Origin of the sequence: Microcoleus sp. Pol12B5 (assembly GCF_036701335.1) — a bacterium.
Lineage (GTDB): Bacteria > Cyanobacteriota > Cyanobacteriia > Cyanobacteriales > Microcoleaceae > Microcoleus.
Map to the genome: position 1 here is coordinate 1 of NZ_JAUBQQ010000014.1, position 24625 is coordinate 24625.

General features: G+C 46.8%; 20 protein-coding genes. 12 read left to right on the plus strand and 8 right to left on the minus strand.

What is annotated here, in order from left to right; genetic code table 11:
* Positions 1-66: 66 nt before the first annotated feature.
* The 4 genes from QUA24_RS09720 to QUA24_RS09735 form a co-directional block, all read right to left on the minus strand.
* On the minus strand, positions 67-315 hold the full coding sequence (locus QUA24_RS09720; protein WP_333229181.1) for a transglutaminase family protein: 249 nt from the start codon (positions 313-315) through the stop codon (positions 67-69).
* Between the two features lie 53 nt (positions 316-368).
* Positions 369-2681: a DNA phosphorothioation-associated putative methyltransferase gene (locus QUA24_RS09725; protein ID WP_333229183.1), complete on the minus strand. Its 2313-nt coding sequence runs from the start codon at positions 2679-2681 to the stop codon at positions 369-371.
* Between the two features lie 207 nt (positions 2682-2888).
* Positions 2889-6305 carry a response regulator gene (locus QUA24_RS09730; RefSeq protein ID WP_333229185.1) on the minus strand — a complete coding sequence of 1139 codons (3417 nt, stop codon included), beginning with the start codon at positions 6303-6305 and terminating at the stop codon, positions 2889-2891.
* 119 nt (positions 6306-6424) lie between these two features.
* Positions 6425-6856: a response regulator gene (locus QUA24_RS09735; protein WP_015177949.1), complete on the minus strand. Its 432-nt coding sequence runs from the start codon at positions 6854-6856 to the stop codon at positions 6425-6427.
* A 400-nt stretch (positions 6857-7256) separates the two neighbouring features.
* Between QUA24_RS09735 and purC the strand changes: the two genes are divergently transcribed.
* The 9 genes from purC (at position 7257) to QUA24_RS09780 (ending at position 16692) form a co-directional block, all read left to right on the plus strand.
* Entirely contained in the window at positions 7257-7985 is a 729-nt protein-coding gene (gene purC, locus QUA24_RS09740) for a phosphoribosylaminoimidazolesuccinocarboxamide synthase (RefSeq protein WP_333229187.1), read from the plus strand.
* A 185-nt stretch (positions 7986-8170) separates the two neighbouring features.
* On the plus strand, positions 8171-10552 hold the full coding sequence (locus QUA24_RS09745; protein ID WP_333229189.1) for a BamA/TamA family outer membrane protein: 2382 nt from the start codon (positions 8171-8173) through the stop codon (positions 10550-10552).
* Positions 10553-10752: 200 nt separating this feature from the next.
* Positions 10753-11049 (plus strand): hypothetical protein, encoded by a 297-nt coding sequence (locus tag QUA24_RS09750; protein WP_333229191.1) that lies wholly within the window; start codon positions 10753-10755, stop codon positions 11047-11049.
* A 46-nt stretch (positions 11050-11095) separates the two neighbouring features.
* Positions 11096-11950, plus strand: a complete 855-nt coding sequence (gene lpxC / locus QUA24_RS09755; RefSeq protein WP_333229193.1) for a UDP-3-O-acyl-N-acetylglucosamine deacetylase — start codon at positions 11096-11098, stop codon at positions 11948-11950.
* A gap of 86 nt (positions 11951-12036) precedes the next feature.
* The gene (gene fabZ, locus QUA24_RS09760) at positions 12037-12558 is read left to right on the plus strand and encodes a 3-hydroxyacyl-ACP dehydratase FabZ (RefSeq protein WP_333163518.1); all 522 of its coding nucleotides are present in this window, start codon (positions 12037-12039) and stop codon (positions 12556-12558) included.
* 114 nt (positions 12559-12672) lie between these two features.
* Positions 12673-13467 (plus strand): acyl-ACP--UDP-N-acetylglucosamine O-acyltransferase, encoded by a 795-nt coding sequence (lpxA, locus tag QUA24_RS09765; protein WP_333229195.1) that lies wholly within the window; start codon positions 12673-12675, stop codon positions 13465-13467.
* A gap of 41 nt (positions 13468-13508) precedes the next feature.
* Positions 13509-14111 carry a Uma2 family endonuclease gene (locus QUA24_RS09770; protein ID WP_333209780.1) on the plus strand — a complete coding sequence of 201 codons (603 nt, stop codon included), beginning with the start codon at positions 13509-13511 and terminating at the stop codon, positions 14109-14111.
* A 9-nt stretch (positions 14112-14120) separates the two neighbouring features.
* The gene (gene lpxB / locus QUA24_RS09775; RefSeq protein ID WP_333209781.1) at positions 14121-15293 is read left to right on the plus strand and encodes a lipid-A-disaccharide synthase; all 1173 of its coding nucleotides are present in this window, start codon (positions 14121-14123) and stop codon (positions 15291-15293) included.
* A 136-nt stretch (positions 15294-15429) separates the two neighbouring features.
* Entirely contained in the window at positions 15430-16692 is a 1263-nt protein-coding gene (locus QUA24_RS09780) for a DNA cytosine methyltransferase (RefSeq protein ID WP_333229197.1), read from the plus strand.
* On the opposite strand, the gene QUA24_RS09785 is transcribed toward QUA24_RS09780, so the two are convergent.
* Positions 16689-16889 carry a chemotaxis protein CheW gene (locus QUA24_RS09785; RefSeq protein WP_333209784.1) on the minus strand — a complete coding sequence of 67 codons (201 nt, stop codon included), beginning with the start codon at positions 16887-16889 and terminating at the stop codon, positions 16689-16691. The two genes, QUA24_RS09780 and QUA24_RS09785, sit on opposite strands and share 4 nt — an antisense overlap.
* A 181-nt stretch (positions 16890-17070) precedes the next feature.
* Here QUA24_RS09785 and QUA24_RS09790 point away from each other — a divergent pair, with 181 nt between their 5' ends.
* Both QUA24_RS09790 and QUA24_RS09795 read left to right on the plus strand, forming a co-directional pair.
* Positions 17071-17415, plus strand: coding sequence for a BON domain-containing protein (locus QUA24_RS09790; RefSeq protein WP_333209786.1), 345 nt, complete (start codon positions 17071-17073; stop codon positions 17413-17415).
* Positions 17416-17657: 242 nt separating this feature from the next.
* Positions 17658-18023, plus strand: a complete 366-nt coding sequence (locus QUA24_RS09795) for a DUF4278 domain-containing protein (protein WP_333229199.1) — start codon at positions 17658-17660, stop codon at positions 18021-18023.
* A 120-nt stretch (positions 18024-18143) separates the two neighbouring features.
* Here the strand turns inward: QUA24_RS09795 and QUA24_RS09800 are convergent, their stop codons facing one another.
* The 3 genes from QUA24_RS09800 to QUA24_RS09810 all read right to left on the minus strand — a co-directional run bounded on the left by QUA24_RS09800 (position 18144) and on the right by QUA24_RS09810 (position 24027).
* Positions 18144-19241 (minus strand): RtcB family protein, encoded by a 1098-nt coding sequence (locus QUA24_RS09800; protein WP_445242594.1) that lies wholly within the window; start codon positions 19239-19241, stop codon positions 18144-18146.
* A gap of 493 nt (positions 19242-19734) precedes the next feature.
* On the minus strand, positions 19735-22959 hold the full coding sequence (locus QUA24_RS09805; RefSeq protein ID WP_333229203.1) for an efflux RND transporter permease subunit: 3225 nt from the start codon (positions 22957-22959) through the stop codon (positions 19735-19737).
* Positions 22960-23424: 465 nt separating this feature from the next.
* A complete protein-coding gene (locus tag QUA24_RS09810; protein WP_333229205.1) occupies positions 23425-24027 on the minus strand; it encodes a thioredoxin family protein in 603 nt (200 codons plus the stop codon).
* 178 nt (positions 24028-24205) lie between these two features.
* On the opposite strand from QUA24_RS09810, the gene QUA24_RS09815 reads away from it, so the two are divergent.
* Positions 24206-24610: an NIL domain-containing protein gene (locus QUA24_RS09815; RefSeq protein WP_006635751.1), complete on the plus strand. Its 405-nt coding sequence runs from the start codon at positions 24206-24208 to the stop codon at positions 24608-24610.
* Positions 24611-24625: the final 15 nt, after the last annotated feature.

Sequence of the window (24625 nt, forward strand, 5' to 3'; positions counted from 1 at the left end):
TACTTTTGTTACCTCTGTGGAAAAAATCCTGAAAGAATTTGGAGAAAACTATGTAATTAATTTTGTCTAGCTACTTAACAAGTGACTTTTCGCATAGCAATACCCTGTTTTGTGCTGAAGTAGATCTGAAGCTCTACAGGTCACAGGACTCATTTGATAGTCATAACTGTGACGAATTTCATCTCGTACCCACTCAAAGCAAGCCTTAGCTATCGCCGTTGGTGTCTCATATCCCGATGCGATTTGTTTAGCACCTTCCCTAATTTGAGGATGCTGCCAATCAATAACTTCACTCACTTTCAAGTATTCTTCCATGTCAACCGCTAGGAACGCTACAGCCTCAATTGTAAACACCTTACCACCAAATTTCAACTATGTTCGCCACTAACCTTTCCATCCTCTGCACCCTCTGTGCCCTCTGCGGTTTGTTCAATGTTTCCTGCATTAAACTCAATCTTTTTCTGGTGACGTTCCGACGCAGCTTTTTGCAGGATTTTCAACTTTTCTGGATCAGCGTTCGATCGCCAAAACAACTTATGACCCTTAATTTTAACGCAATTTTCCTCCAAACACTTCACCCATTCCCGATGCTTTTTAACTGCGCCACGATCGAGAATCCCTAACTTTTCTTCTTGGCGGCTGAGTTTCGCAAACTTTTCGTAATGCGGATAACTAGCAGTAACAAAAGCTTCTTTCCTAACTAAAATTCGCGGATTGTAGACATCAGAATAGTCTTGATAGCTGACAGAAAGATCGCGCAAATGTATGTGCATAGCCGTGTGGAGGGCTGGATGCGGGTTAGTGTCAAAATCTGGATAAAATAAATAGGAAATCTGAGGTTTGCGAGCGTGAAATTTGATGATTGTAGCGCCGTCAAGTCTGCCAATTGTGCGGTTGGCGCAGCCTTCGTAGAGCCGCAGCAAAGGGTCGAGTTCTTCTAATGCAGAGACGTGAACTGAAAGAGTACCGGGCTGTTTGTAGCCGATCGCACTATCTTCACAGCAATCGGCAACAATATCAGGTTTGCCCAAACTGTATAACATTAAATCTGCCAAAGTGCAAGCTTTTTGATAATTGTCAAACAAACCTTTGATGTCGTTGCGGATTTGAGCCGGGAGTCGGCGCATTGAAGGCCGCTCTCCCAAACCATTGAGAGCGAGATATACTAGCAAATCCTGGCGGCGCTTGTCGGCGATTCTCTCCCAATCATCCGCATCCGTTGCTTGCAAAATCACCCTCCAAGCGCGATTAAAACTGTGAAATTCCCCCTTAATCGCCGATTCTTCCGCTAGTTCGCCTTTAACCGGAAGCCGGCCTCGATCGCTCACAAAAGCCATCAAAGGAGCCAACATTTCCGCATAATCTTCAAAATGCTTAACTTGCGATCGCACCCTGGGAGTCGATAAGTGCGATCGAAACCGAGAAGCGCGAAAACCTTCACCCTCCGCAGCATCCCGAAACACAAAATAAATCCCCAAAGCCACGGGAATCGCATCAACATTCAAAACTTGGTCAATATAAACCTTCAACTCTTCTTGTTCGTAATACTTCTGAAAAGTATTCCGAGAAGTAATCACCCCATCCCCATAAGCAATTTGACCTCGATCGCTATCATCAATCAAAACCTGAGCCGCCACAACTAATAAATTCTTAGTTAATTCCCAAGCATTCAGCAACGCTTCTCGGCGTTCCGCCAAAGATTCAATCACATTAATCACATAACCAATATTCACAATATCAGCACAAATTCGCGGAGTATCCGGCTGATAGTATGGGTCCCAACCAGAAATAGCATAACCCTCTTGTGCAATATATTTAACATCCCCACCGTAACCGCAACCGTAATCAAAAAAAGTCGCCCCGTCCCTCACTAAATCAGCTTCTAAAACCAGACGCAGAGGTTTAGAAAGCGAGTTGCGTACCATTGCAGCTTTGTGTCGCTCGATCTTAGGAATTGATAGCTCACTATTCTCCTGTTTCAAACGCTCGACAACAGTATGATCTTGGATGTCTACACCGCAATATCCCAAATATTTGAGCCAACCCTCGCGAGTGCCGATCACGCTAGTGTTGTCAAGCAGCCCCCACTTTTCCTCGCAGCGAGTCAGCCTTGCAAACTTTTCGTAATTGGGATAATCTGCAGCTACAAAAGTTTCCTTACGGTGCAAAACAGGAGGATTTTCGCTGTTGCTGTAATCGAAATATTTAACTTCCCCTGTTGCTAGATTAATTTGGATGCTGGTTTGCAAAGCAGGATGAGCATCTGTATCGAAATCAGGATAAAAAAGATAAGATATTTTAGGTTGATGGAGCAAAAATTTCACTAAAGTTGCTTCATCAGTATTTTCGAGAGTGTGTCTGGCACAATTTTCGTAGATACCGAGGACAGGGTGGAGTGTCTGCAAAGCCGAAACGTGAACGTAAAAAGCCGTCGGTAATTTTTTTCCCACCTTGCTTTCGCGACAGCAGCGAGCCACTTTTGCTAGGAGATTGTCAACACATAAATTATTGTTTTCATCTTGCAGGTACGGCACAACATTTACAGAATCTTGCTCAGAGATAGCCTCATTTTCATACAATAAAACTTCCCGAGTAAAAACCCTCAAAGGCGTTAGCATTTTTTCATCATTTTTTAATGAATTGCTATTTAAAATAGTGTTTGTACTAGGATCGTAATTCATAGCTAAATTAATTATTATTTTTAATTAACTGCAGAGAACGCAGATAACACGGAGTGAAGAAAGAAAGAAGATTTTCCTAGATTTTTTCTTTTTAGGATTCACACTCCGTATCTTACCGCTCTATTTCTTAGTCTCTTAGAGAGAAACTTCGTTTTTGTAATGGCGATTTTAATTGCCGACTACGAGCAACTATAATCGAGTAATATATTAACCAAACATTCGTGTTTCCACAAATTTTTGAACCCTGGCTAAATGACTCAACAAACTTACTAATATGTTCTCAACCCTCTCAATATTTAACAATTCTACATCTGGTGATTCAGATTGAAAGCTTCGCGCTTGATGCTCCAATTGTGCGGCCAAATCCGACATCAGAGCAACTCCCACATTAGCAGAAGTTCCTTTGAGACGGTGGGCTTGATATTCCACAGCTTGCCAATCTTTAGCTTCTACGGCTATTTTGGCAGCAGCTACATCAGCTTGCGCGCCTGCCACAAAAGCTTGCAAAAGTCGCTCTGGCAATTTAATATTAACTCGTCCGAGTTGCTCCAATCTGCTCTTGTCGAACAGTCCGTCGTAGTCTATATGTTCCCAAGTTTGAGGTGCGATCGCCCTTGGTGTCGGCAGAGCCACAACCTGCGCTTTTTCCATAACTTCTGTATAATTTGTTGCTAATTGAGATTTATTTGCCGAATTTATACTTTTAACTCCATACTTATTGTCACCCTGAACATTTAGGGCTTCATACTTTTTCAGAGCCGCCGCCAAAGCATCTAAATCTACAGGTTTACTGAGATAATCATCCATCCCTGCTGCCAGACACTTTTCTCGTTCCCCCGGCATAGCATGAGCCGTTAAAGCCATCACAAAAGTATGCCGATCTCTTCCTTCAATTTGCCTCAACTTTTGCGCCGTTTTATAACCATCAAGTATCGGCATTTGACAGTCCATCAGCACTAAATCATAGCTTTTTTTTGCCAGCAAATCCAGCGCTTCTTGACCGTTAACCACGCAGTCAGCTTGATAGCCTAAAACTGCCAACTGTTCCACAAGAACTTGTTGATTGATTGGGTGGTCTTCCGCCACCAAAATCCTTAGCGATGACAGCGAATTGGGAGTAACATATTGAGAATTAACTGGTGGCAACTTGTAAGTATTAGCAGCCTCCACTCTCCCAAAATCTCCCGTTCCCTTCACCGGCGCCTGCAAAGCCTCAAGCAGGCGGCTTGGTCGCACCGGCTCGATCAAATATCCGTTAAAACCTCGACTGCAAAGCGATTCAGCCTTCGGCTGTTCCCGCAAAGCAGTCATGGCGATTAACGAGCCAACTGTCGAGGTCGATCGCACTTTCCTAGCAAATTCCTCCGCATCGAACTCCGGCATTTGCAAGTCCACCAGCACCACATCCCAGCTTTTTCGCCCCTCTCCCGAATTCTGAGAAATCCCGCCCTGGGTATTTTTCAACCAACTCCAAGCCTCAGCAGCAGTTTCTGCCTCGTCGCAGCGCGCACCCCAACTTTGAGCGAGCGATCGCACCGCTGCCCTCCTCAAAGCGCTTCCAGAGATTACTAATAACTTCTTGCCCGCAAGTTCGGGATCGTGAGGCTCAACCGGCAACTGTTTTTCCAAAGGTACAGTAAACCAAAAAGTAGCACCGCTGCCTAGCAAACTGCGAACTCCAATCTCCCCTCCCATCATCTCCACTAACTGCTTACAAATAGCCAAACCTAAACCCGTCCCGCCGTAAGGCCTAGTAGGAGAATCGTCTACCTGAGAAAAAGATTGGAACAACTTTGTTTGCCCTTCTGCCGAAATTCCAATGCCAGTATCTCGGACGGAAAATAGCAATCTTGCCCCTTGTCTACCCTCTGCCAGTCGGTTGCCTTGTTTCACCGTTACGTGAACTAAAACTTGACCGCGATCCGTAAACTTTATGGCATTACCCGTCAAATTCAGCAAAACTTGCTTCAATCTGCCCGAGTCACCCACCAACTTTCTCGGCACTGAGCTGTCAACTAAAATATTCAATTCAATACCTTTCTCTTCTGCCAAATGCGCTATAATTTCTATCACAGAGTCAACGCAACTATCCAAATCAAAATTAGCCTTTTCCAGCCGCATTTCTCCCGCTTCAATCTTAGAGAAATCGAGAATATCGTTAATAACATTTAGCAAATGTTCAGCACTGCGGTAAATCGTCTGAGCACAGTCCCGCTGTTTCTGTTCCAGAGGAGCGCGCAGCAGCAATTGAGCCATTGCCAAAACCCCATTCATAGGAGTGCGAATTTCGTGACTCATGTTCGCCAAGAATTGCGACTTCACCCGGCTAGCTTCTAAGGCAGTTTCCCGCGCTTCCACCAACTCATTAATCTTGTCGGCAACCATCACAATTCCCCCTACTTTACCGTCTGGATTGTACCAAGGGTGAGCGGCCCAGCGCAGGTAGATAACAGAGCCGTCTGCTCGTTCCCAAGCATCTTCGCTCACAGAAACTACCTTGCCTTGGAGCACTTCTTGGTACATTACTTTCCAGCGATTCGGCGTATCTGGAAACAATTCGTAATGGCTGAGATTATTTAGGGACGGCAAGCCCAAATTAAATTGACTAACCCATTTTTTAGAGGTAGCCATATAGCGCATTTGTGTATCTAACATCGCCATTGCTACAGGCACGCAAGTAATAATTTGTCTCAGTTGCTGCCGTTCCCTTTCCAGAGCATCTTCCGCCTGTTTCCGCTCAGTAATATCGCTAATCATGCCGGCCATTCGCAGCGGTTTTCCTTGAGAATTGCGCTGAGCTTTTCCCTGAGAAGTGCAGTAGCGGTAAACACCGTTCGAGTGCAGCAGCCTAAATTCTACATTGTAGTCTATTTCTTGTTCCAAGTGAGCGGCGATCGCCGCGACAATTCCCTCCTTGTCATCCGGGTGCAGGCGGTTATATAGAGCTTCCATAGTCCTGCCAAATTGCTTGCGCGACAAACCGATAATTTCCAAAAGGCGATCGTTCCAATAAACCTCATTTTTACTTAAATCCCAATCCCAAATTCCGTCGTTTACTCCCTCTAAAACTAACCTGTATCGTTCTTCACTTTCCTTGAGCTTTTGACTGGTATGAAACGCCTGATATTCGGCACGGTAAACGCGCATTGCATTGGATAAGCTGCGGGATAAACTATCGGGAGAAAGCTTATTTTTAGCGATATAATCTGAAGCTCCTGCCTTCATCAATTCCACAGCAATTTGTTCGTCGCCTTGACCTGTGAGTACAATTAAGGGAACTTTCAGTCCAGCTTCTCGTAGATGTTTTACCAAACTCAGTCCGTCTCCGTCCGGCAATCCGTAGTCGAGGAATACGCAGTCAAATTTGCACTCAAATATTTGATTTAATAGCAGCCCCTGTTCTGTCTCCTCAAGCTCGCTTAAAGGTTGAGATTTATTTTGTTGGGAGAGTTTCGTGGTAGCCTGCGTAGAATTTTTGCTGACCGAGAGTTGGACCAGGGCATCCGCGCAGTCTTCTGCCTCAGTAACTTCTGCCGAAACACCAGCGGACTTGAGCGAGCGTTTGATCGCCATTCGATCTACTGCATCGTCATCAACTATCAGAATCGTGAGAATTTTGTCCATAAAAACCGAATTGTGGATTACTCCGAAAAAGCTGCTGTCGAGAAAAAGGAATTCAAACAACTGCATCGCTGAAAAATCATAAATTCCCATTGAAAAAAAAATATTCAAATTTCCCTATTTTAGGGAATTTCACTCAGCATCCAGTATTTGTTTAGGGTAGCCATCACTTCCACAAAGTTAGAAAAAGTAACAGGTTTAAGAATATAGCCCGCTACATTCAAATTATAAGCTTTTACTTTATCTCTATCTTCATTAGAAGTTGTGAGGACGATTACCGGAATCGACCTCAAACATTCATCTAGTCGCAATTCTTGCAAAAACTCGATCCCGCTCATTCTCGGCATATTCAAGTCCAGCAAAATCAACCGGCGCGCTTTAGGCATGGGAGGATCTATTTTTCCTTCTCCACGTAATATAGCTAGAGCTTCTAATCCATTGGCAGCAATGTAGAGGGGGTTGACGATGTTATTTTTTTTGAAAGCTCGTCGGACGTTCATCACATCAACCTCATCATCTTCTACCAAGAGAATATGAATTTTTTTGTCTTGCATAAATCAGCCATTTTCTAGATGTTTTTTTAAGCGCCCGTCTCGTTTGCGAGGTTTTGTCAGCACGGATCGCGAACCCAGGAGGTTTAATATCTATTGTCCTTTGTGAAGAATCATTTATGCCGGGGTCGATGACAGTATCTACCTGCAGGCGTACTTGCCCGTCATTCGATTTTAGATTTGAGATTTGAGATTTTGGATTGACCCGACGGATAAATGCGGGGGCTTGAGGATTTGAGATTTGAGATTTGGGATTGATTCCACGGATAAATCCGGGAGCTTGTAGCATCAAGAAATTCTTGGTCAGAGCATGAGCGGTGCAGCGGAGATCCAAAAACTCGCCAATAACACCCGATCGAGCTACGGTAAAATCTAAAACTCATCTACCTTATTATCAATCGCCATGTCAGCCGATCGCAAACTCTACGAAGGCAAAGCCAAAATCCTCTACTCCACCGAAGACAGCGAAATTTTGCTGACCCACTTCAAAGACGACGCCACAGCCTTTAACGCCCAGAAACGCGGCAGCATCGTCGGCAAAGGCGAAATCAACTGCGCCGTATCCGCCCACCTGTTTCGGATGCTAGAAGCCAAAGGCATTCCCACCCACTTCATCGACACGCCGGCCCCCAACGAAATGCGAGTCTGTCGCGTCCAAATCTTGCCATTGGAAGTCGTAGTCAGAAACATTGCCGCCGGCAGTCTGTGCAAGCAAACCGGCCTCGCCCTAGGCACAATAGTCAATCCGCCACTGGTCGAGTTTTATTACAAAAACGACGATTTGGGAGATCCGCTACTGACTCGCGACAGGCTGCTGCTAATGCAGCTAGCCACCCCCGAACAAGTAGACCAACTAGAAATCGCCGCCCGCGAAATTAACGAAATACTCAAAGAATTTTTCAGCCAGTGTGGCATCACCCTGGTAGACTTCAAACTAGAATTCGGTATCGACCAACATCAAAATCTGATTCTCGCAGACGAAATCAGTCCCGACACCTGCCGCCTCTGGGACAACGCAGAAACCGACCCCGACGCCCGTGTTATGGACAAAGACCGATTCCGGCGGGACTTGGGATCGGTGGAAACCGCTTACCAGCAAGTTCTCCAACGGGTTCTCGCTCAGAAAGTCTAGAGGCCTTGGTAATGCGCTAGAATTGCACAGTTTGTCACCCTTCTGCTTTCGATGTCAGCAATCAGCGGTCAACAGTCATCAATTAGCGGTCAGCGCGAAATTCCACCGACTTATATAACTAATGACTAATGACTAATGAATAATGACTAATGTGGTGTGTGGATTGCCCAAAAAAGTGAACAAAAATGCGTTTATCTGCTGTATTGGTGGCAGTTTTTACTGCCTCAGCAACATTCGGGTTATCAAATTCTGCTTCCGGCCAAACATCCTACTCTGAATCAGCAGAGGAAGCTTTGGCTGCCGCCCGGCCAGCCCCGTCGATCGAATTACCCGATCGCCCCCTTCCAGAATTAACCCCAAACCCTCCTCAAAACCGCAAAGCCGCTAAAACCAGCAAAGGGGAAGCCCTAAAAATAGCGGAGGCCCCTGCCAGAGGAGGGAACGACCGGGAACCCCCAAACCAAGTCACAGACCCGCCCTCCCCGGTTTCGCCTCCGATCCTTGAACTCAAACCCGAGCTAGCATCCAACCCTTCCCCCGCCTCTAGCAGCCAAAACGCCCTGCCAGAGGCGCAACAGGAAAGCTCGCTCCCCCCATCGGAAGCGGCGGTAATGCCCGCCTGGATCGCAGCAGAGCTAGGGAAACCAGATGAATCCGGGGCGATCGCTCAAAATGCCCAAGTTACCCCCAGACCGGCCCCGACGGGACTACCCGCTAACACCGTTCCCTCATTGCCCCCTGGCCCAGCACCGCAGCCGAGACAAGCCCCCGCACCCGCCGGGGCGGCAGAACCGCAAGTGCTAGTTGCAGAAGTGACAGTCACCGGGGCGACGGAAGACTTGGAAACCGAAATTTACCGAGTCATCAGCACCCAACCAGGACGCACGACCAACCGCAGCCAACTGCAACAAGACATCAACGCCATTTTTGCCACAGGCTTTTTCAGAAACGTGCGGGCAGTACCGGAAGACACCCCGTTGGGGGTCCGGGTGACTTTTATTGTGCAGCCAAATCCGGTGCTGCGGGGAGTGACAATCACCGGTCAGCAAGTGCTGCCCCAAAGCGTAATTGACGAAAGCTTCCGCGATCAATACGGCAAAATTCTCAACCTCCGCCGCTTTGAAGAGGGAGTGAAAAAAATTAATGCGTGGTATCAAGACAATGGCTATGTTTTGGGCCAAATTACTGATGCCCCGCAAGTAGCAGACGACGGCACTGTCACCCTGGTAGTGGCAGAAGGCCAGATCGAATCCGTTGATGTCCGCTTCCTGAACAAGGAGGGAGAGGCAACAGATCCCACGGGTCAGCCCATCGGAGGCAATACCCGTCAGTTTGTCATCACCCGCGAAGTAGAACTCAAGCCCGGAGACATCTTTAACCGTACCAAGGCGGAAAGGGATTTGAGACGGGTGTTTGGTTTGGGAATTTTTGAAGACGTGCGACTTGCCTTGGAACCGGGAACGACTGACCCCCGCAAGGCAAGGGTAATTGTCAACGTCATTGAGAAAAATACCGGTTCTCTGGCGGCGGGTGCGGGTTTGAGTTCCGCGACGGGCTTGTTCGGTACGCTGAGTTACCAGCAGCAAAACTTCAGAGGTAGGAACCAAAAGTTGGGCGCGGAGGTGCAAATCGGGGAACGCCAAAATCTGTTTGACCTGAGTTTTACAGATCCCTGGATTGCGGGCGATCCTTACCGGACTTCTTATACGATTAATGCGTTTAGAAGACGATCGATCAGCGTGATTTTTGACGGCGGCGAACGGGAAGTTAGATTGCCCAACGACGATCGACCCCGCATCAATCGCACCGGGGCCGGTATCAATTTCACCCGTCCCCTGTCGCGCAATCCTTTTGCCGATTCTGAGTGGACAGCTTCAGTCGGCTTGCAGTACCAGCGAGTCTCAATTACCGATCGCAAAGGCAGGCGCGAGTCCGAGGACGAACTTGGCAACCTGTTGAGTTTTAGCGATTCGGGCTCGGATGACTTGACAACTTTGCAAGCAGGTGTTGTGCGCGATCGGCGCAACGACCCCCTCCGCCCCACTAGCGGTTCCCTGCTCAGATTTGGCATGGAACAATCGATTCCTGTAGGTTCCGGCAGCATCCTGTTAAACCGCCTGCGGGCCAGCTACAGCTTGTACCTACCAGTCAAGTACACTAACTTTACCCCCGGCCCTCAAACCCTCGCATTCAGTTTTAGAGGTGGCACCGTATTCGGAGATTTGCCTCCCTACGAAGCCTTTGCCTTGGGCGGCGCCAACTCGGTGCGCGGATACGACGAAGGCGACATGGGAGCCGGCCGCAGCTTCCTAGAAGCCAGCGTTGAGTACCGTTTCCCGATTATTTCGTTTCTCGGCGGAGCGCTATTTTTGGATGCTGGCACTGACTTGGGTACGGGCAAAGATGTCCCAGGCGACCCGGCAGGTATCCGCGAAAAGCCCGGTAGCGGTTACGGTTACGGCCTCGGCGTGCGGATTCAATCTCCTTTAGGGCCGATCCGGATCGATTACGGTATCAACGACACGGGCGACAATCAAATTCACTTTGGGATTGGTGAGCGATTCTAATTAACGAAGAGTCATTAGTCAGCAGTCATTAGTTATTAGTTAGGAGTAATTGCTAATTGCTAATTGCTAATTAGTAAGCTGCGCCTCGGCGCACCCTACGAATCATGTCTAAGGTGCGCGGCCCGGCGCACCCTACGGGTTAACTACTGTGACGCTGTTGCGGCTGTTACAATCGTAGAGAACCTTACCACCAGCCCAATATGACTCCATTTTTTCCGATGCTGTTATTGCAACTTACTCAAATAGCAGAAAGTAGCTCTTGTCGTACTGTCGGACAGCCGGAGTTAATCGCAATTATTGCTCTAATAGGGGGACTTTTAGCCTTTGCTGCTACAGCTAACTTGCCAGCTATTTCAATCGTAGCAGCAAAGGTTCTAGCAGGTCTTGCAATTGGAGCTAGCTTCGAGTCGATAATATTGCCCTTCCAGGCAATTTTAGATATCGCAGCGGTGGTGGCTGTAGTCGAGGGCATTAAGCACATCTTAGGATGTGGTTAAGGAGTTAACTACGGTTAACTTCCTTCTTCCTTTTTCCTTTTTCCAAATGACTATTCACACCATAAAATCTGAATTTGAACTGTCGGGAATCGGTTTGCACAGCGGCGAACAAACTCGCGTCCGAGTTTTGCCTGCGGAGGTTGGGGAAGGCCGCTATTTTGTCAGAATTGACTTGCCTGGTGCTCCGAGAATTCCTGCAAAAATTGAGGCGGTTTGCCAGACTGCACTTTCAACTGAACTGGCAGATATCGATGCTCAAATTCGCACTGTAGAGCATTTATTAGCGGCTTTGGCGGGGATGGGAGCGGATAATGCTCGAATAGAGGTAGATGGGCCGGAAGTGCCGCTGCTGGACGGTTCGGCTCTGGTTTGGGTAGAGGCGATCGCCCATACCGGCTTAGTTCCTCAAGAATCGAAGCAAGACCCCACTTCTTCCTTCGTCCTAGAACAGCCAATTTGGGTGCGTCACGGGGATGCTTTTGCAGCGGCTTTACCGTCAGCGGAAACTCGGTTTAGTTACGGAATTGATTTTGAGGAACAGGCGATCGGCAATCAATGGTACAGTTGGTCGCCAGAAGCAGAAAGTTTTGCTAGCGCGATCGCCCCAGCCCGCACTTTTGGACTTGCTCGCCAAGTTGACCAATTGCGACAAGCAGGTTTGATCAAAGGTGGTACCCTAGAGAACGCCCTAGTTTGCGATCGATCCGGCTGGCTCAACCCGCCTTTGAGATTTGCCAACGAACCAGTGCGCCATAAAATCCTAGACTTAGTAGGCGACCTCAGTCTGCTCGGAACTTGGCCAAAAGCTCACTACTTGGCTTACAAAGCCAGTCACAACCTGCACGTCCAACTCGCCCAAGCCCTGAAATCGGAAGCTCTAGCTACCCTAGATAAAAGTTAGGAAAAAACAAGGTGATATTCTGTTAAGATTGCATCTTCCTTCTGACTTCTGCCTTCTGCAATACCACACTCAAAATTCTTCAAGAAATGTCTACGCTGACTGAAGTTAACACCCTCAATACTGCTAATTCTGAATCCGTCTCCACCAAAAACGGTGAAGATTCTCCAGCGGTTAAATCTACTTTTACTCTCGAAGAAGTTCAGAAATTATTGCCTCATCGCTATCCTTTTGCACTGGTTGACAAGATTGTTGATTACGTGCCGTCCGAGAAGGCTGTAGGAATTAAAAATGTGACTTTTAACGAACCGCATTTTCAAGGGCATTTCCCCGGACGGCCGATTATGCCTGGAGTATTAATTGTCGAAGCGATGGCTCAAGTTGGCGGTATTGTTCTGGCTCAGTTGCCTGACATCAAGCAAGGATTGTGGATGTTTACCGGAATTGATCAAGTCAAGTTCCGTCGTCAGGTTGTACCGGGCGATCAGTTGCTGATGACTGTAGAATTGCTGTGGGTAAAACGCCGCCGCTTTGCAAAAATGCAGGCTCTGGCTGAAGTAGACGGACAAAAAGTTTGTGAAGGGGAATTGACGTTTTCGATGGTAGATTAAATTGGGGAATTGGTAACGGGTAATTGGTAATTTATAACTAAGAACAGCCAACAGACAACAGCCAACAGTCAACAGACAACGGACAACAGCCAACTGACAACTGACAACTGAAAAATGCTTACTTTGATTCACCCAACTGCTGTGATTCATCCCCGCGCTGAACTTCACCCGACTGTAGAAGTGGGAGCTTATGCTGTAATTGGGGAAAGAGTGAAAATCGGGCCGGAGACTAAGATTGGCGCTCATGCAATTATCGACGGGCTAACAGAAATAGGCGCTCGCAATCAAATTTTCCCCGGTGCGGCGATTGGTTTGGAACCTCAAGATTTGAAATACGAGGGTTCTCTGACTAGGGTGAAAATTGGCGACAACAATCTCATTCGGGAATACGTGACAATTAACCGCGCTACTGGAGCCGGAGAAAGCACGACTATTGGCAATCATAATCTATTGATGGCTTATGTTCATGTGGGACACAATTGCGCGATCGCCGATCGAGTAATTATCGCCAATGCTGTAGCCTTAGCCGGACACGTTAAAATCGAGTCTCAAGCCCGCTTGAGCGGTGTTTTGGGGGTTCACCAGTTTGTCCAAATCGGCCGCTTGTCTATGGTGGGCGGCTTGAGCAGGATCGATCGAGATGTACCTCCTTATATGCTAGTCGAGGGAAATCCTTCGAGAGTGCGAGCAATCAACAAAATAGGCCTCGAACGCGCCGGTTTTACCCCAGAAGATTTGCTAGTTTTGAAGAAAACTTTTCGTATTCTCTACCATTCTGGCTACACTCTGAATCAAGCTTTGGAACAGTTGAATTTGTTACCAGAAAACCCCCACCTGCAGCACCTGCAGAGATTTGTGCAGCAGTCTATAACCAAAGGGCGGCGCGGTTTGATTCCTGGCAAAAAGTGAATCAGGTAGAATAAACCTATGAACTAAGCGACTGTTGCCCTATGAATGTATATACTTCAGTCAAATCTACATCCCCTGAAACAGAACCAGATGGCTGCATCAGGTTCTCAGATGTTAGTTGGGAGCAATTTGAAGCGATAGAAGCAGCTTTTAAAGATTTCAGAGGTGTGAAATTTTTCTATCTCGATCGACTACTGCAAATTATGACTGTCTCGCCCGAACACGAAATCATCAAGAAAACTCTCTGTATGCTGCTAGAGGCATATATGAGAGCAAATGGGATTCGATTTTACGGCAAGGGCGCCCCGACTCTGGGTAACAGAGAATTAGGCGGTAGAAAAGAGCCGGATGATTCCTATGATGTAGGAACGCAAAAAATAGTCCCAGATATTGCTATTGAAGTGGTAATTACCAGTGGTGGGATAAATACTCTAGAGTTCTACAAAAGATTGGGCGTTCGGGAAGTCTGGTTTTGGCAAAATAGTCAGTTATCTATCTATTACTTAACAGGTGAAAATTATCAGGAGATGGCCCGGAGTACATTCATTCCCGATCTGGACTTAGAATTACTGCTACGCTGTGCTAATATGCCCGATCAATATGATGCTGTTACCGAGTTATTAGCAAACATCTCACCTGTATAAATTCAAAATATGAAAATTTTTATCAGCACTGGTGAGGTTTCGGGCGATTTGCAAGGAGCTTTGTTAGTTGCAGCCTTAAAACGCTACGCTGTCGCCGCTGGTTTGGAGTTAGAAATAACCGGATTGGGCGGCCCTCGTATGGCGGAAGCGGGTGCTACTATTTTAGGCGATACTTTGGGCATTGGTTCTATGGGCCTTATAGAATCAGTGCCGTACATTTGGCCCACAATCAAAGTTCAGCAAAAAGCTAAACAATATCTCAAAAACTTCCGCCCGGATGCTGTTGTATTGATTGATTATTTGACTCCTAATCTCGGTATTGGCAGCTATATCCGTCGCTGTTTGCCTGATTTGCCCGTGGTTTGGTACATCGCACCTCAAGAATGGGTTTGGTCGATTTCTCCTCGCAATACTGATCTGATTGTCAGTATTTGCGACCAACTTTTGGCAATTTTCCCAGAGGAAGCTAGTTATTATCAAAAAAAAGGAGCCCAAGTGAGTTGGGTCGGTCATCCTTTGGTGGATAGAATGCAATCTGCGCCCAGCCGGGAAGTTGCCCGCAAAACTTTGGGAATTTTGCCGGAACAGGTGTCGATCGCCCTAATTCCCGCTTCCAGACACCAAGAACTCAAGTACCTGATGCCGGTTATATTTGAGGCAGCTCAAATTATTCAAGCTAAATTGCCGGAAGTTCATTTTTGGATTCCGCTTGCTAACAAAGCTTTCCGCAGCAAAATTGAACAGGCGATCGAGAATTACGGTTTGCGGGCTACTTTGTTAGAAAATCAAACTCTGGAAATCTTGGCTGCTGCCGATCTGGCGATCGCTAAATCTGGTACTGTTAATCTGGAGCTAGCTTTGCTCGACGTTCCGCAAGTTGTCGCCTACCGCGTCAGTCCGATTACGGCGATTATTGCTCGCCACGTCCTGAAATTTTCGATTCCTTTTATGTCTCCGCCCAATTTGGTGCAAATGAAGCCGATCGTCCCGGAGTTGCTGCAAGACGAGGCGACTGCGGAAAATATAGTGAACCATGCACTGGAATTGCTGCAAAATGCTGATCGACGCCAGCAAACTTTGGCGGGTTATCGGGAAATGCGCGAAAATCTCGGAGATGTGGGTGTGTGCGATCGGGCTGCTGCGGAAATAATGAAAAATGTCAAATTAAATACAGCTTCTTAAAGCAATTTTGGTATTGAAAGGTTATGTATAAACCTGGTTCCTTTGTGGCTGGCTCGTAGACAAACCCACGATTTATTACCAAAAACGCGGTTGATTTCCTTAATTTCTATTAAAGTAACTTTTTTATTGAAATGTTATGCCAAGCAATCGGAAAAAGCGACCGATCGCTGTTGATTTATTTGCAGGCGCGGGTGGCATGACCCTGGGCTTTGAACAAGCAGGATTTGATGTACTTGCCTCAGTCGAAATTGACCCTATTCACTGCGCCACACACGAGTTTAATTTCCCGCTGTGTTCTATTCTGTGCAAAGATGTCACAGCGCTTACGGGCTCAGAAATTCGGAAAAAATCGGCGATCGGGCGGCGCGAGATAGACGTAGTAATCAGCGGTTCGCCCTGTCAAGGATTCTCCATGATGGGCAAGCGTGATGTGGACGACCCACGAAATTCTTTAATTTTTCACTTTCAGCGTTTAGTTTTGGAGCTAAAACCCAAGTTTTTTGTAATGGAAAATGTGCCGGGAATTGCATCAGGAGAACACAAAGAACTCCTGAATGTTTTAATTAGCTCTTTTATGAAACGTGGCTATAAAGTAGAAGAAAATTATCAAGTTCTCAACGCTGTTAACTATGGAGTGCCGCAAGCTCGCAAACGATTGTTTTTGATTGGGTGCAAAGAAGGTTATGAGCTACCAAAATACCCTCAGCAAACTACGATACTGCCAAAAATTAAAATTCCTAAACGCTATAAAAAAATTAATTTACCTACTGTCCCGACAGTTTGGGATGCGATTGGAGATTTGCCGGAAGTGGAAAAGTACAGCGAGTTGCTGCATCGAGATTGGGTGATGGCGGAGTATGGAAAGTGCAGCACTTATGGGAGTATAATGCGCGGAATTGAGGGTTTGGATGATGATTATTCCTACGATCGCGAATACGATCGACAAATCCTCTCTGGTAGTTTGCGAACTAAACATTCTCAGGAATGTATAGAAAGGTTTCAGGCGGCCAAACACGGCGAAAAAGAGCCGATCAGCCGTTTTTACAAGCTTCACCCTGACGGAGTTTGCAACACACTCAGGGCCGGAACCGACAGGGCGAGGGGGGCTTATACTTCGCCGAGACCGATTCACCCGATCGCCCCTCGGTGCATTACAGTCAGAGAAGCTGCGCGACTGCATTCCTATCCTGACTGGTTTAGATTTCACGTCACCAAATGGCACGGTTTTCGCCAAGTCGGAAATTCTGTACCACCGCTATTGGCGAAAGCTGTCGCAGCGCAAATTATTAGCGCTTTAGGGGTGACAGCCTTTAAGCCCAGTCTCAAACTGACATGGGGAGATGATTCGTTGCTTAAACTCAATTGGTCGGAAGCAGAACAATATTATCTAAAAAGTTAAGAATTAGATTGACAGCGTATATCCAGGGCTACCCCCATTAAGCGCGGGTTTAGCGTCCCCTGTATCAGTGAACACAGTTCGATTACCCGCACGAGATGTCCCCGGTAGTTCAACAAACCGGGAATGTATTCCGGGGCGCTGTGAAGTTTTTTCAAGGTAAAAGTGGGAACTATTTCGACTACTGGGCTGCAATCCAAGGCGTAGCGTCCTATACATAAAATAGCAAAATCAACATCTGGATATCAGAGGAGATTTGAGATTGTGAAAGTCTGCCGGAAAACATTGTGAGAAATTTCACTGAGTTTTGCAACAATTACAAGTCTTTTGGACTTCTAGAGCTATTGTGTAAAAAGTGTATTTTCAGGAGACTCAACTACTATGGGTTGGTTTAAAAGACTGTTCGGACTCGAAAAGCCTGCACCCCAGGCTGAACCGATGGCACAAGTAGTACAGCAAGCAGCACAAGCACAATCCATCGCTCCTGCTAAAGTCGGCCCAGACGGAAATTTTGACGAAAGCGGCTTAGCGAAGCGGGTTGCTTTAGCTTTTGACGCCGATGCAGAAGTTGCTGATATCGAGACTGTTTATGTAGCTCAGCTCAGCAGCACCGTTGTTCTCAAAGGTCAAGTTCCTAGTCAGGCAATTCTCGACAAGTTGGTGGCGATCGCCTCTGCTGAAGAAGGTGCCACAAACGTGCAAACCGATCAGGTGACAGTCGGCTAGTTCTTGGGAACCGAAGCAGTCTCGCTCCGGGTGCTGCTCAAATTAGCCAAAAACTCGATTAAACCCGCTGCGGCGGGTTTTTTGTTGCCGTCACCCCCTCAAAATATTAATTATTGTAAATAAAACCGATTTATCTCAAAAAACAGTATAATTGAATACAGAAACTAAAAAAGTTTTAGCAAAGAAAACCAACCCTGACCTGACTGCCCTTTTTATCTCCATAAATATAAGGATCAAAAAATATGAAACTGACTTATCGCGGTTCAAACTACGAGTACGACATTCCGACAGTTGATATGGTGGAAGGCGAAGTCGCGGGCAAATACCGGGGGCAAAACTGGAACTATCGGTATCCGAGACACATTCCCAACCCCAGAAAATACGGCGGCCCAAACTATACCAAAAAGCGAGATGCTCAAGCTGGCGATGTCGCAGCAGCTAGCGCCTCAGCGAGGGTGGATTATTACCCAACAGTTGTGGAAGTGGCGCAAGTCCACCAAGCCAATATTTGCAATATTCTCGATCGTAGAAAGGAAGCAGCCAAGGCCAAGGGCGATGAAACACTGCTGCGCTTGCTAGAAATTGAGTCGAGACAAATGGTGTGTTAGAGAAAAGCTTCAGAAAACAAAGCGTTTGTCAAGAGGGGGGAAATCGAGTTAAGCTCAATTTCCCCCTTCTTCCCATAAAGCACTTTCCAGGTAAGTGAAGTACAAATAAACCAGTTTCTGTCAACCCTTGACACAAACCACCTGCTTCAAAGTCGTCACAACTTCCACCAAATCCGACTGCTGACTCATCACCTCATCAATCGGCTTATAAGCCCCTGGAATTTCATCTAAAAATTGCTCATCTTTCCGGCACTCAACCCCCTCAGTCTGCCGCACCAAATCATCGAGAGTGAATACATTCTTCGCTTGAGTGCGAGACATCAAGCGCCCCGCACCGTGACTGCAACTACAGTAACTTTCAGCATTTCCCTTCCCTTTAACAATGAAAGATTTCGCCCCCATCGAACCCGGAATAATCCCGTAATCCTCTACATCCGCGCGTACAGCACCCTTGCGAGTCACATACACATCTTCGCCAAAATGCACCTCTTTTTCCGCGTAATTGTGGTGGCAATTCACCTCTAATAACGGCTTAACAGATTTGCCTCCCGCGACGTGCTTTTCCACAATTCGCTTAAACCGATTCATCATTACATCGCGATTAAAACGAGCATAATCTTGCGCCCATTGCAAATCGTGCCAGTAAGCCGCAAACTCCGGCGTGCCCGCTACAAAATAAGCCAAATCTTTGTCAGCCAGATTAATTTCTGCCAGTTTAGCTAAATCTTTAGCAGTCTCGATATGCTGCTGTGCGAGCAAATTTCCAATGCCGCGAGAACCGGAATGCAGCATCAGCCAAACAAAGTTTTCAGTATCAACGCAAACCTCAATAAAATGATTGCCGCCGCCGAGGGAACCCATTTGTTTTAAGGCTTTATTGTCTTGGTGCTGCACGCCTTGATGAAGTTCTTTAAATTCGCCCCATTTTTGCCAGTTAGTGACTGTTTTTTCTACTTCTTTATTTTCCGCAAATCCCACGGGAATGGCGGCTTCGATATCGAGGCGAATTTGTTTGAGTTTACCTTCTAATTTGTGAGCCTTGAATGGCATTTTAATGGCAGCCATCCCGCAACCAATATCAACTCCGACAGCAGCCGGAATAATCGCTTCTTTTGTGGCAATTACTGAACCGACTAAAGCGCCTTTTCCTAAATGTACGTCGGGCATTAGTGCGACGTGTTTGAATACAAAGGGCAAGGATGCTACGTTTGCGGTCATCTTAGTTTCTTTTTCACCTAGGGCGTGATTCGCCCAAGATAATACTGGTTTTGGGGCTGATATGTCTAATTTTTCGTAGGGCATTTTTGTTTAAGTCGGTTTGGCCAGTTTGTTATGTAGTATTTACTGTAGTAAAAAAAGTTTCTGCTGTCAAACACACCTTACTGACTAATTCTAGGTGTCTCAACAGAAGATTAAATGCAGTATCGGTATTGTTTGTGAACTCTGCAGTCCGACAGGGGTTGAAAACCCCTGCCTCATAGCAAAAGTCCTCTCCAAGAGGACTAAAATCGATCGCACTTTCCGTTGCTGTGTGGAACAGGCATCCTGCCTGTTATCGCTCATATTTTGTACAGTCGGCTAAAAGTCAAATCTTGCACCCTTTTCAATCAGCCCTTTATGGGCGGGCAGGATGCCCACCCCACAAGAAAACTCATTCTTTGTGGCACAGGCATCTTGCCTGTTCTTAAAAATGGTGCAAGAGATCAGGATTTTACAAATTCGTAGTCTTTCTCCCCGCCTTCTGCAAGGGAATAGCCACCGCCTGCGGTTTCTTATTCCCTGCAAACATCCCGAAGAAATCGTGCAGCAAAATGTAAAAACACGGAATAATAAACAGCGTCAGCAGCGTCGCCAGCGACAAACCGGAAAACACCACCACACCCAAAGGTTGCAAGAATTCCGAACCGTCTCCAATGCCCAAAGCTAGGGGGAATAAACCTAAAACTGTGGTAATAGTTGTCATCAAAATCGGACGCAATCGCTGAGGTGCCGCCCTGAGAATTGCTGTGGTGCGATCGACCTTTTCATCTTCCAGAATTTGGTTCGCCAACTCCACCATAATAATCGCATTATTTACCACAATTCCCACCAGCAAAATCGCCCCCACAATCACCGTTGCGCCGATCGCAGTTTTAGTCGCATACAGCCCAAAAATCCCCCCAGCCAAAGCCAGCGGCACCGTTAACATAATCACCAGCGGATCGACAAGCGAATTGTACTGCACCGCCATCACCACAAATACCAAAAACGCCGCCAAAGAACCCAAAACAATCAGCGAACTTTGCAATTCCCGGTTAGTTTCCGCCGCCGAACTAGGTATCACTCGCACTCCTGGTGGCAATTTGATTTCCGACAAAACTGCATCCACTTGTTTCAAAGCATCGCCCAAACTCGCGCCCTTATTAATATTCCCAGCAATCATGAAAACTTGGCGCTGGTTAAGCCTTTGAATTTCCCCAGGCGCTTTTCCCAGTTCAATATTCGCCACATCGCTCAAGCGAATAATGCTGTTATCCCTAGCAGTTAAAGGGATAAATTTTAGTGCGGAAATCGATTGAACCGAAGCGCGATCGAACTGTACCCGCACATCAACCAAACGGTTTCCCCGCTGCAATTGCGTAGGAACAGAACCTTGAATTGCTGTCTGAATCGCCTCTCCAATTTGCCTCGCATTCAACCCATAGATTTCCGCTTGTTCCCAGTTGGGGCGAATCTGCACTTCCGGCTGCTGCGGGTCTGCATCCGGGCGAAAAGTAGCTAAATTTACCTTCTGATCCAAAGTTGCCAATATCTCGCGGCCTGCTTGCTGCAATATTTGTTCGTTTTCGCCCTGAAGCAGGACATCAATTTCAGCGCCGCGCACAGGCGAATTAGTTAAAACCAAACCCCGCACATTTTCTGGATTCAGACGCAAACGAGTATTTTTGGGCAAATCAATTTTTTTATTCAATTCTTGCGTAACTCGCTGCACAAAATTTAATGTATTGGTGCCAGGTTTCAGTGTAATATTGCAGCCGCCGCGCAGCACATTCTCAACCGTATTGTTGCCGAACAACAGCCCGCCCACTGTCGTCAAAGTGTATTGAGTTTCTGGTTGGCTGAGGATAATTTTATCAGCTTCGGCCATGATTCTTTGGTTGGTTGCCAAATTTGTGCCTGCAGGAAACAAAGCGAACAATCTCGCTTGACCAGTATTAATTCTCGGCAATATTTCCTGGGGGATTTTGCCAGCCATCAGCCAACTGCCACCGCCCAATCCAATAATCGCTACTGCAATGATAATCAACCGCCACCGCACTATGCCCGATAAAAATTTACCGTAACCGGCGGTAGCATTGGTAAAAGCTCGATCGAATGCGCGCAGCGGCCAAAAGTTGCTCAAACCGCTGGATACCCGCAGCGCTAGCAGTCGAGAAGCCATCATCGGTACCACTGTCAATCCGACAATCAGAGAGGCGGCGACGGAAAAGCTGATCGTGAGGATTAATTCGTTGAAAAGTAAGGAAACTAAGCCGCCTATTAGCAAAAATGGTAGTACGGCAACTAAGTTAGTGATGGTGGAAGCAAATAAAGCTGATTCTAATTCTTGGCTGCTTTTTTCTGCTTGCTGCATCAACTGCTTGTTACTGAAGCGCTGACCGTTGGCACTTTTTTTATTGCTGGTTCCTTCGACAATATTCTCCAGCATCACGATCGAGTTATCGACCACAATTCCCACACCCAGCGCCAAACCGCCCAAACTGAAAACGTTCAGAGATAGGCCAAAAACTCCCATCAGAATAATCGCCATTAAAGTTGCGAGGGGAATTGCCAGGACAATAATCAAAGTTTGGCGCAGGGAAGCGAGGAACAGCAAAACTGCTGCCCCCGCTAAAACAGCCCCGGTTAAACCAGAAAATAGGACGTTGCTAATAGAATCGCGGATGAACTTAGACTCGTCGAAGGTATTGACGATAGTCGTGCCTTCGGGAATTGCCCCGGATGCTTTTAATTCTTCTAGCCGCTTTTTGATGCCGTCTACAACTGAGATTGTATTGGCGTCCGGCTGCTTTTGAATGCTAATTTTTACGGCTGCTTTCTGATTTAGAAATACTTTAACTCGCTCTTCTTCTGTACCGTCAATTACCTGAGCAAAATCGCGCAAAAACACTCGTTTTGGCGGATTGGAACCCGATGCTTGAAAAGAAATTGCCTGAATTTCTTTGGCGTTCTTAAATCGCCCGACGGTACGGGTTAAGGGTTCGGCTGCTTCCTGCCGCAGTCGCCCGCCGGAAGTGTCGAGGTTGCGGGATTCGAGGGCGGATAAAACCTCGGAAATACTAACGCCTAAAGATTGCAAGCGATTTAAGTCAATATTTACTTGAATTTCTTCTTGCACGCCACCGGCAACGTCAACTGCTGCTATTCCTGGAATTACGTTTAATTCTCTGGATAATTCTTCGTCGGCAAATACGCGCAAATCAACTCCTTGCAAGGAGTTGGAAGTGAGGGCAAATTCGTAAATCGGCTGCTGGGAAGGGTCAACTTTGAAGAGAGTGGGCGATTCAACTGTATCGGGAAGTCGGTTGCGGATGCGGTTGACAGCGGCGGTGGCGTCGTTGAGGGCCTGGTCGATGTTGCCCCCGGGTTTGAAGAATAAATCGACGCTGACTTGTCCTTCGCGAGTCCGCGAGAAAACTTGCATGACGCCTTCAGTGGCGGAAAGTCCTTGTTCGAGGGGGCGGGTAACTTCGTCTATTGCTACTTCTGGGGAGACTCCGGGGGCGTTTAAGCGCACGCCGATGCGGGGATAGGTGATGGATGGTAGCAAGTCAACGGGCAGTTGGGTGATGTAGAAAAAGCCCACGATTATAATAGCAAGTGTCAGCATGAGGGTGCCAATATGGCGACGGATGGCGGTCGCGCTAATGCTGAATCCGGGTTTGTCGGGGGTCATTTGATTTTAGATTTTAGATTTTTGAATTGAAAAGTTTACCCAGTCAGCCAGCCTGCAAAGGAATGAATCGCGGGGCTGGCGACCAAATTGTTTTCGCTCAGGCTTTATTTTGTATAGGCAGTGAGAGAATATTTACGCTCTGCACCTGACAAGTAGTATAATAAATTTTAATAAATTGTCAAAAATGTTTTTTTGAATATTCCTTTAGAGGTAGTTGATCGCCCAAAATACAGATTGGCAGAAATTGCGAGGGAATTTTGAATCTCTATAAGTTATCGCCATCAGGAACAGGCATCTTGCCTGTTCCACAACAAATAAACTTTCTTGTGGAACAGGCATCTTGCCTGTTCCTAAAGTATTCTTCCCTTTTCTCTCTTGCTTCTTCCTTCTTCCGACTTCCATCGAACTGACATCCGTTACATCCGTTACATTCGTGGAGCGAATCCGTTGCCGAACTTGCTTCTTTTACTGTACTTGAGAGCCGTGGACGCGGGGGTCGGAGCTACTTGTTTTCACAGGCCCTGTGGGGGGAGTAAAATTAGAAACTTGACCGCCAGCTTGGGCGTGTGGCAGAGGTTTTCCTGCAATTAAAGCTTCTAAGTTAGCTTCCATAATACTGCGCGGCATTTCGCCCATCGTTTCAGCAACGGCGCTGCCTTTATCGTTCAAGTAGACAAAGTGCGGAATGCCGTCTACTCGATATTTGGTGATTTCTGGCAGCCATTTGTCATTGTCTACATTCAGCATCACAAAATTTAGCGGTTCGGCGTATTTCTGTTTAATTTCGCTCAAATCGTTAGCCATTGCCTGACAGCTACCGCACCAATTAGCATAAAATTCCATGAGTGTCGGTTTCCCATTTACCAAAGCTGTTTCTAATGGCGTTGAAGCTTTTGCCATGTCGGTGAGACTGCTTGACGGCGTTTGGGTTTGCAGCCCGAAGAAGATGGATATTGAAAGGGCGATCGCTGTTAACACGATCAATAAGTTTCTGATGCGCGTGGCGAATTTTGTTTCGGGATTTTTGGCGACGGGGGCGACCGTTGGCTTGGGCGAATTATGGGTCATAAAATAAATTGCGCTTTGATTTCTATGTTTTTATTTTAAATAATAGATTCAGATTATAGCACATTTTGAGGTAATCAGACCCATTTCATAAAAATTTGTGCTAAGGGCAGTAATTAGATTAAGTGCGCTAAAACAGAAGATAACAAAGATTGTTTGTAAATTACCGAGGACTTGCAGGGTGAAAAAACGGGTAACACTGACGTTTCCCCAACGATCGATCCAAATGCCTGTCACCTATCGACTGGCAAAGGATTTTAATGTTGCAGCCAACATTATCCGTGCTCAGGTAGCTCCGAATCAAGTGGGCAAACTGGTGCTAGAGTTATCAGGGGACATCGACCAACTAGAAGCGGCGATCGACTGGATGCGATCGCAAAATATCGGCGTTTCCCTAGCCAGTCGGGAAATACTCATAGACGAAGATATCTGCGTTCACTGCGGTTTGTGTACGGGAGTTTGCCCGACGGAAGCCTTGACCCTTGACCCAGAAAGCTTTAAACTAAGTTTTGCTCGATCGCGGTGTATCGTTTGCGAGCAGTGCATCCCTACTTGTCCGGTGCAAGCTATTTCTACTAACCTCTAGAAACTGTACACACTC

What these genes read in the sequence shown, in the direction of transcription:
- QUA24_RS09720 (WP_333229181.1), bottom strand. Translation starts at nt 315, where the DNA reads ATGGAAGAATACTTGAAAGTGAGTGAAGTTATTGATTGGCAGCATCCT.
- QUA24_RS09725 (WP_333229183.1), bottom strand. Translation starts at nt 2,681, where the DNA reads ATGAATTACGATCCTAGTACAAACACTATTTTAAATAGCAATTCATTA.
- QUA24_RS09730 (WP_333229185.1), bottom strand. Translation starts at nt 6,305, where the DNA reads ATGGACAAAATTCTCACGATTCTGATAGTTGATGACGATGCAGTAGAT.
- QUA24_RS09735 (WP_015177949.1), bottom strand. Translation starts at nt 6,856, where the DNA reads ATGCAAGACAAAAAAATTCATATTCTCTTGGTAGAAGATGATGAGGTT.
- purC (WP_333229187.1), top strand. Translation starts at nt 7,257, where the DNA reads ATGTCAGCCGATCGCAAACTCTACGAAGGCAAAGCCAAAATCCTCTAC.
- QUA24_RS09745 (WP_333229189.1), top strand. Translation starts at nt 8,171, where the DNA reads ATGCGTTTATCTGCTGTATTGGTGGCAGTTTTTACTGCCTCAGCAACA.
- QUA24_RS09750 (WP_333229191.1), top strand. Translation starts at nt 10,753, where the DNA reads ATGACTCCATTTTTTCCGATGCTGTTATTGCAACTTACTCAAATAGCA.
- lpxC (WP_333229193.1), top strand. Translation starts at nt 11,096, where the DNA reads ATGACTATTCACACCATAAAATCTGAATTTGAACTGTCGGGAATCGGT.
- fabZ (WP_333163518.1), top strand. Translation starts at nt 12,037, where the DNA reads ATGTCTACGCTGACTGAAGTTAACACCCTCAATACTGCTAATTCTGAA.
- lpxA (WP_333229195.1), top strand. Translation starts at nt 12,673, where the DNA reads ATGCTTACTTTGATTCACCCAACTGCTGTGATTCATCCCCGCGCTGAA.
- QUA24_RS09770 (WP_333209780.1), top strand. Translation starts at nt 13,509, where the DNA reads ATGAATGTATATACTTCAGTCAAATCTACATCCCCTGAAACAGAACCA.
- lpxB (WP_333209781.1), top strand. Translation starts at nt 14,121, where the DNA reads ATGAAAATTTTTATCAGCACTGGTGAGGTTTCGGGCGATTTGCAAGGA.
- QUA24_RS09780 (WP_333229197.1), top strand. Translation starts at nt 15,430, where the DNA reads ATGCCAAGCAATCGGAAAAAGCGACCGATCGCTGTTGATTTATTTGCA.
- QUA24_RS09790 (WP_333209786.1), top strand. Translation starts at nt 17,071, where the DNA reads ATGGGTTGGTTTAAAAGACTGTTCGGACTCGAAAAGCCTGCACCCCAG.
- QUA24_RS09795 (WP_333229199.1), top strand. Translation starts at nt 17,658, where the DNA reads ATGAAACTGACTTATCGCGGTTCAAACTACGAGTACGACATTCCGACA.
- QUA24_RS09800 (WP_445242594.1), bottom strand. Translation starts at nt 19,241, where the DNA reads ATGACCGCAAACGTAGCATCCTTGCCCTTTGTATTCAAACACGTCGCA.
- QUA24_RS09805 (WP_333229203.1), bottom strand. Translation starts at nt 22,959, where the DNA reads ATGACCCCCGACAAACCCGGATTCAGCATTAGCGCGACCGCCATCCGT.
- QUA24_RS09810 (WP_333229205.1), bottom strand. Translation starts at nt 24,027, where the DNA reads ATGACCCATAATTCGCCCAAGCCAACGGTCGCCCCCGTCGCCAAAAAT.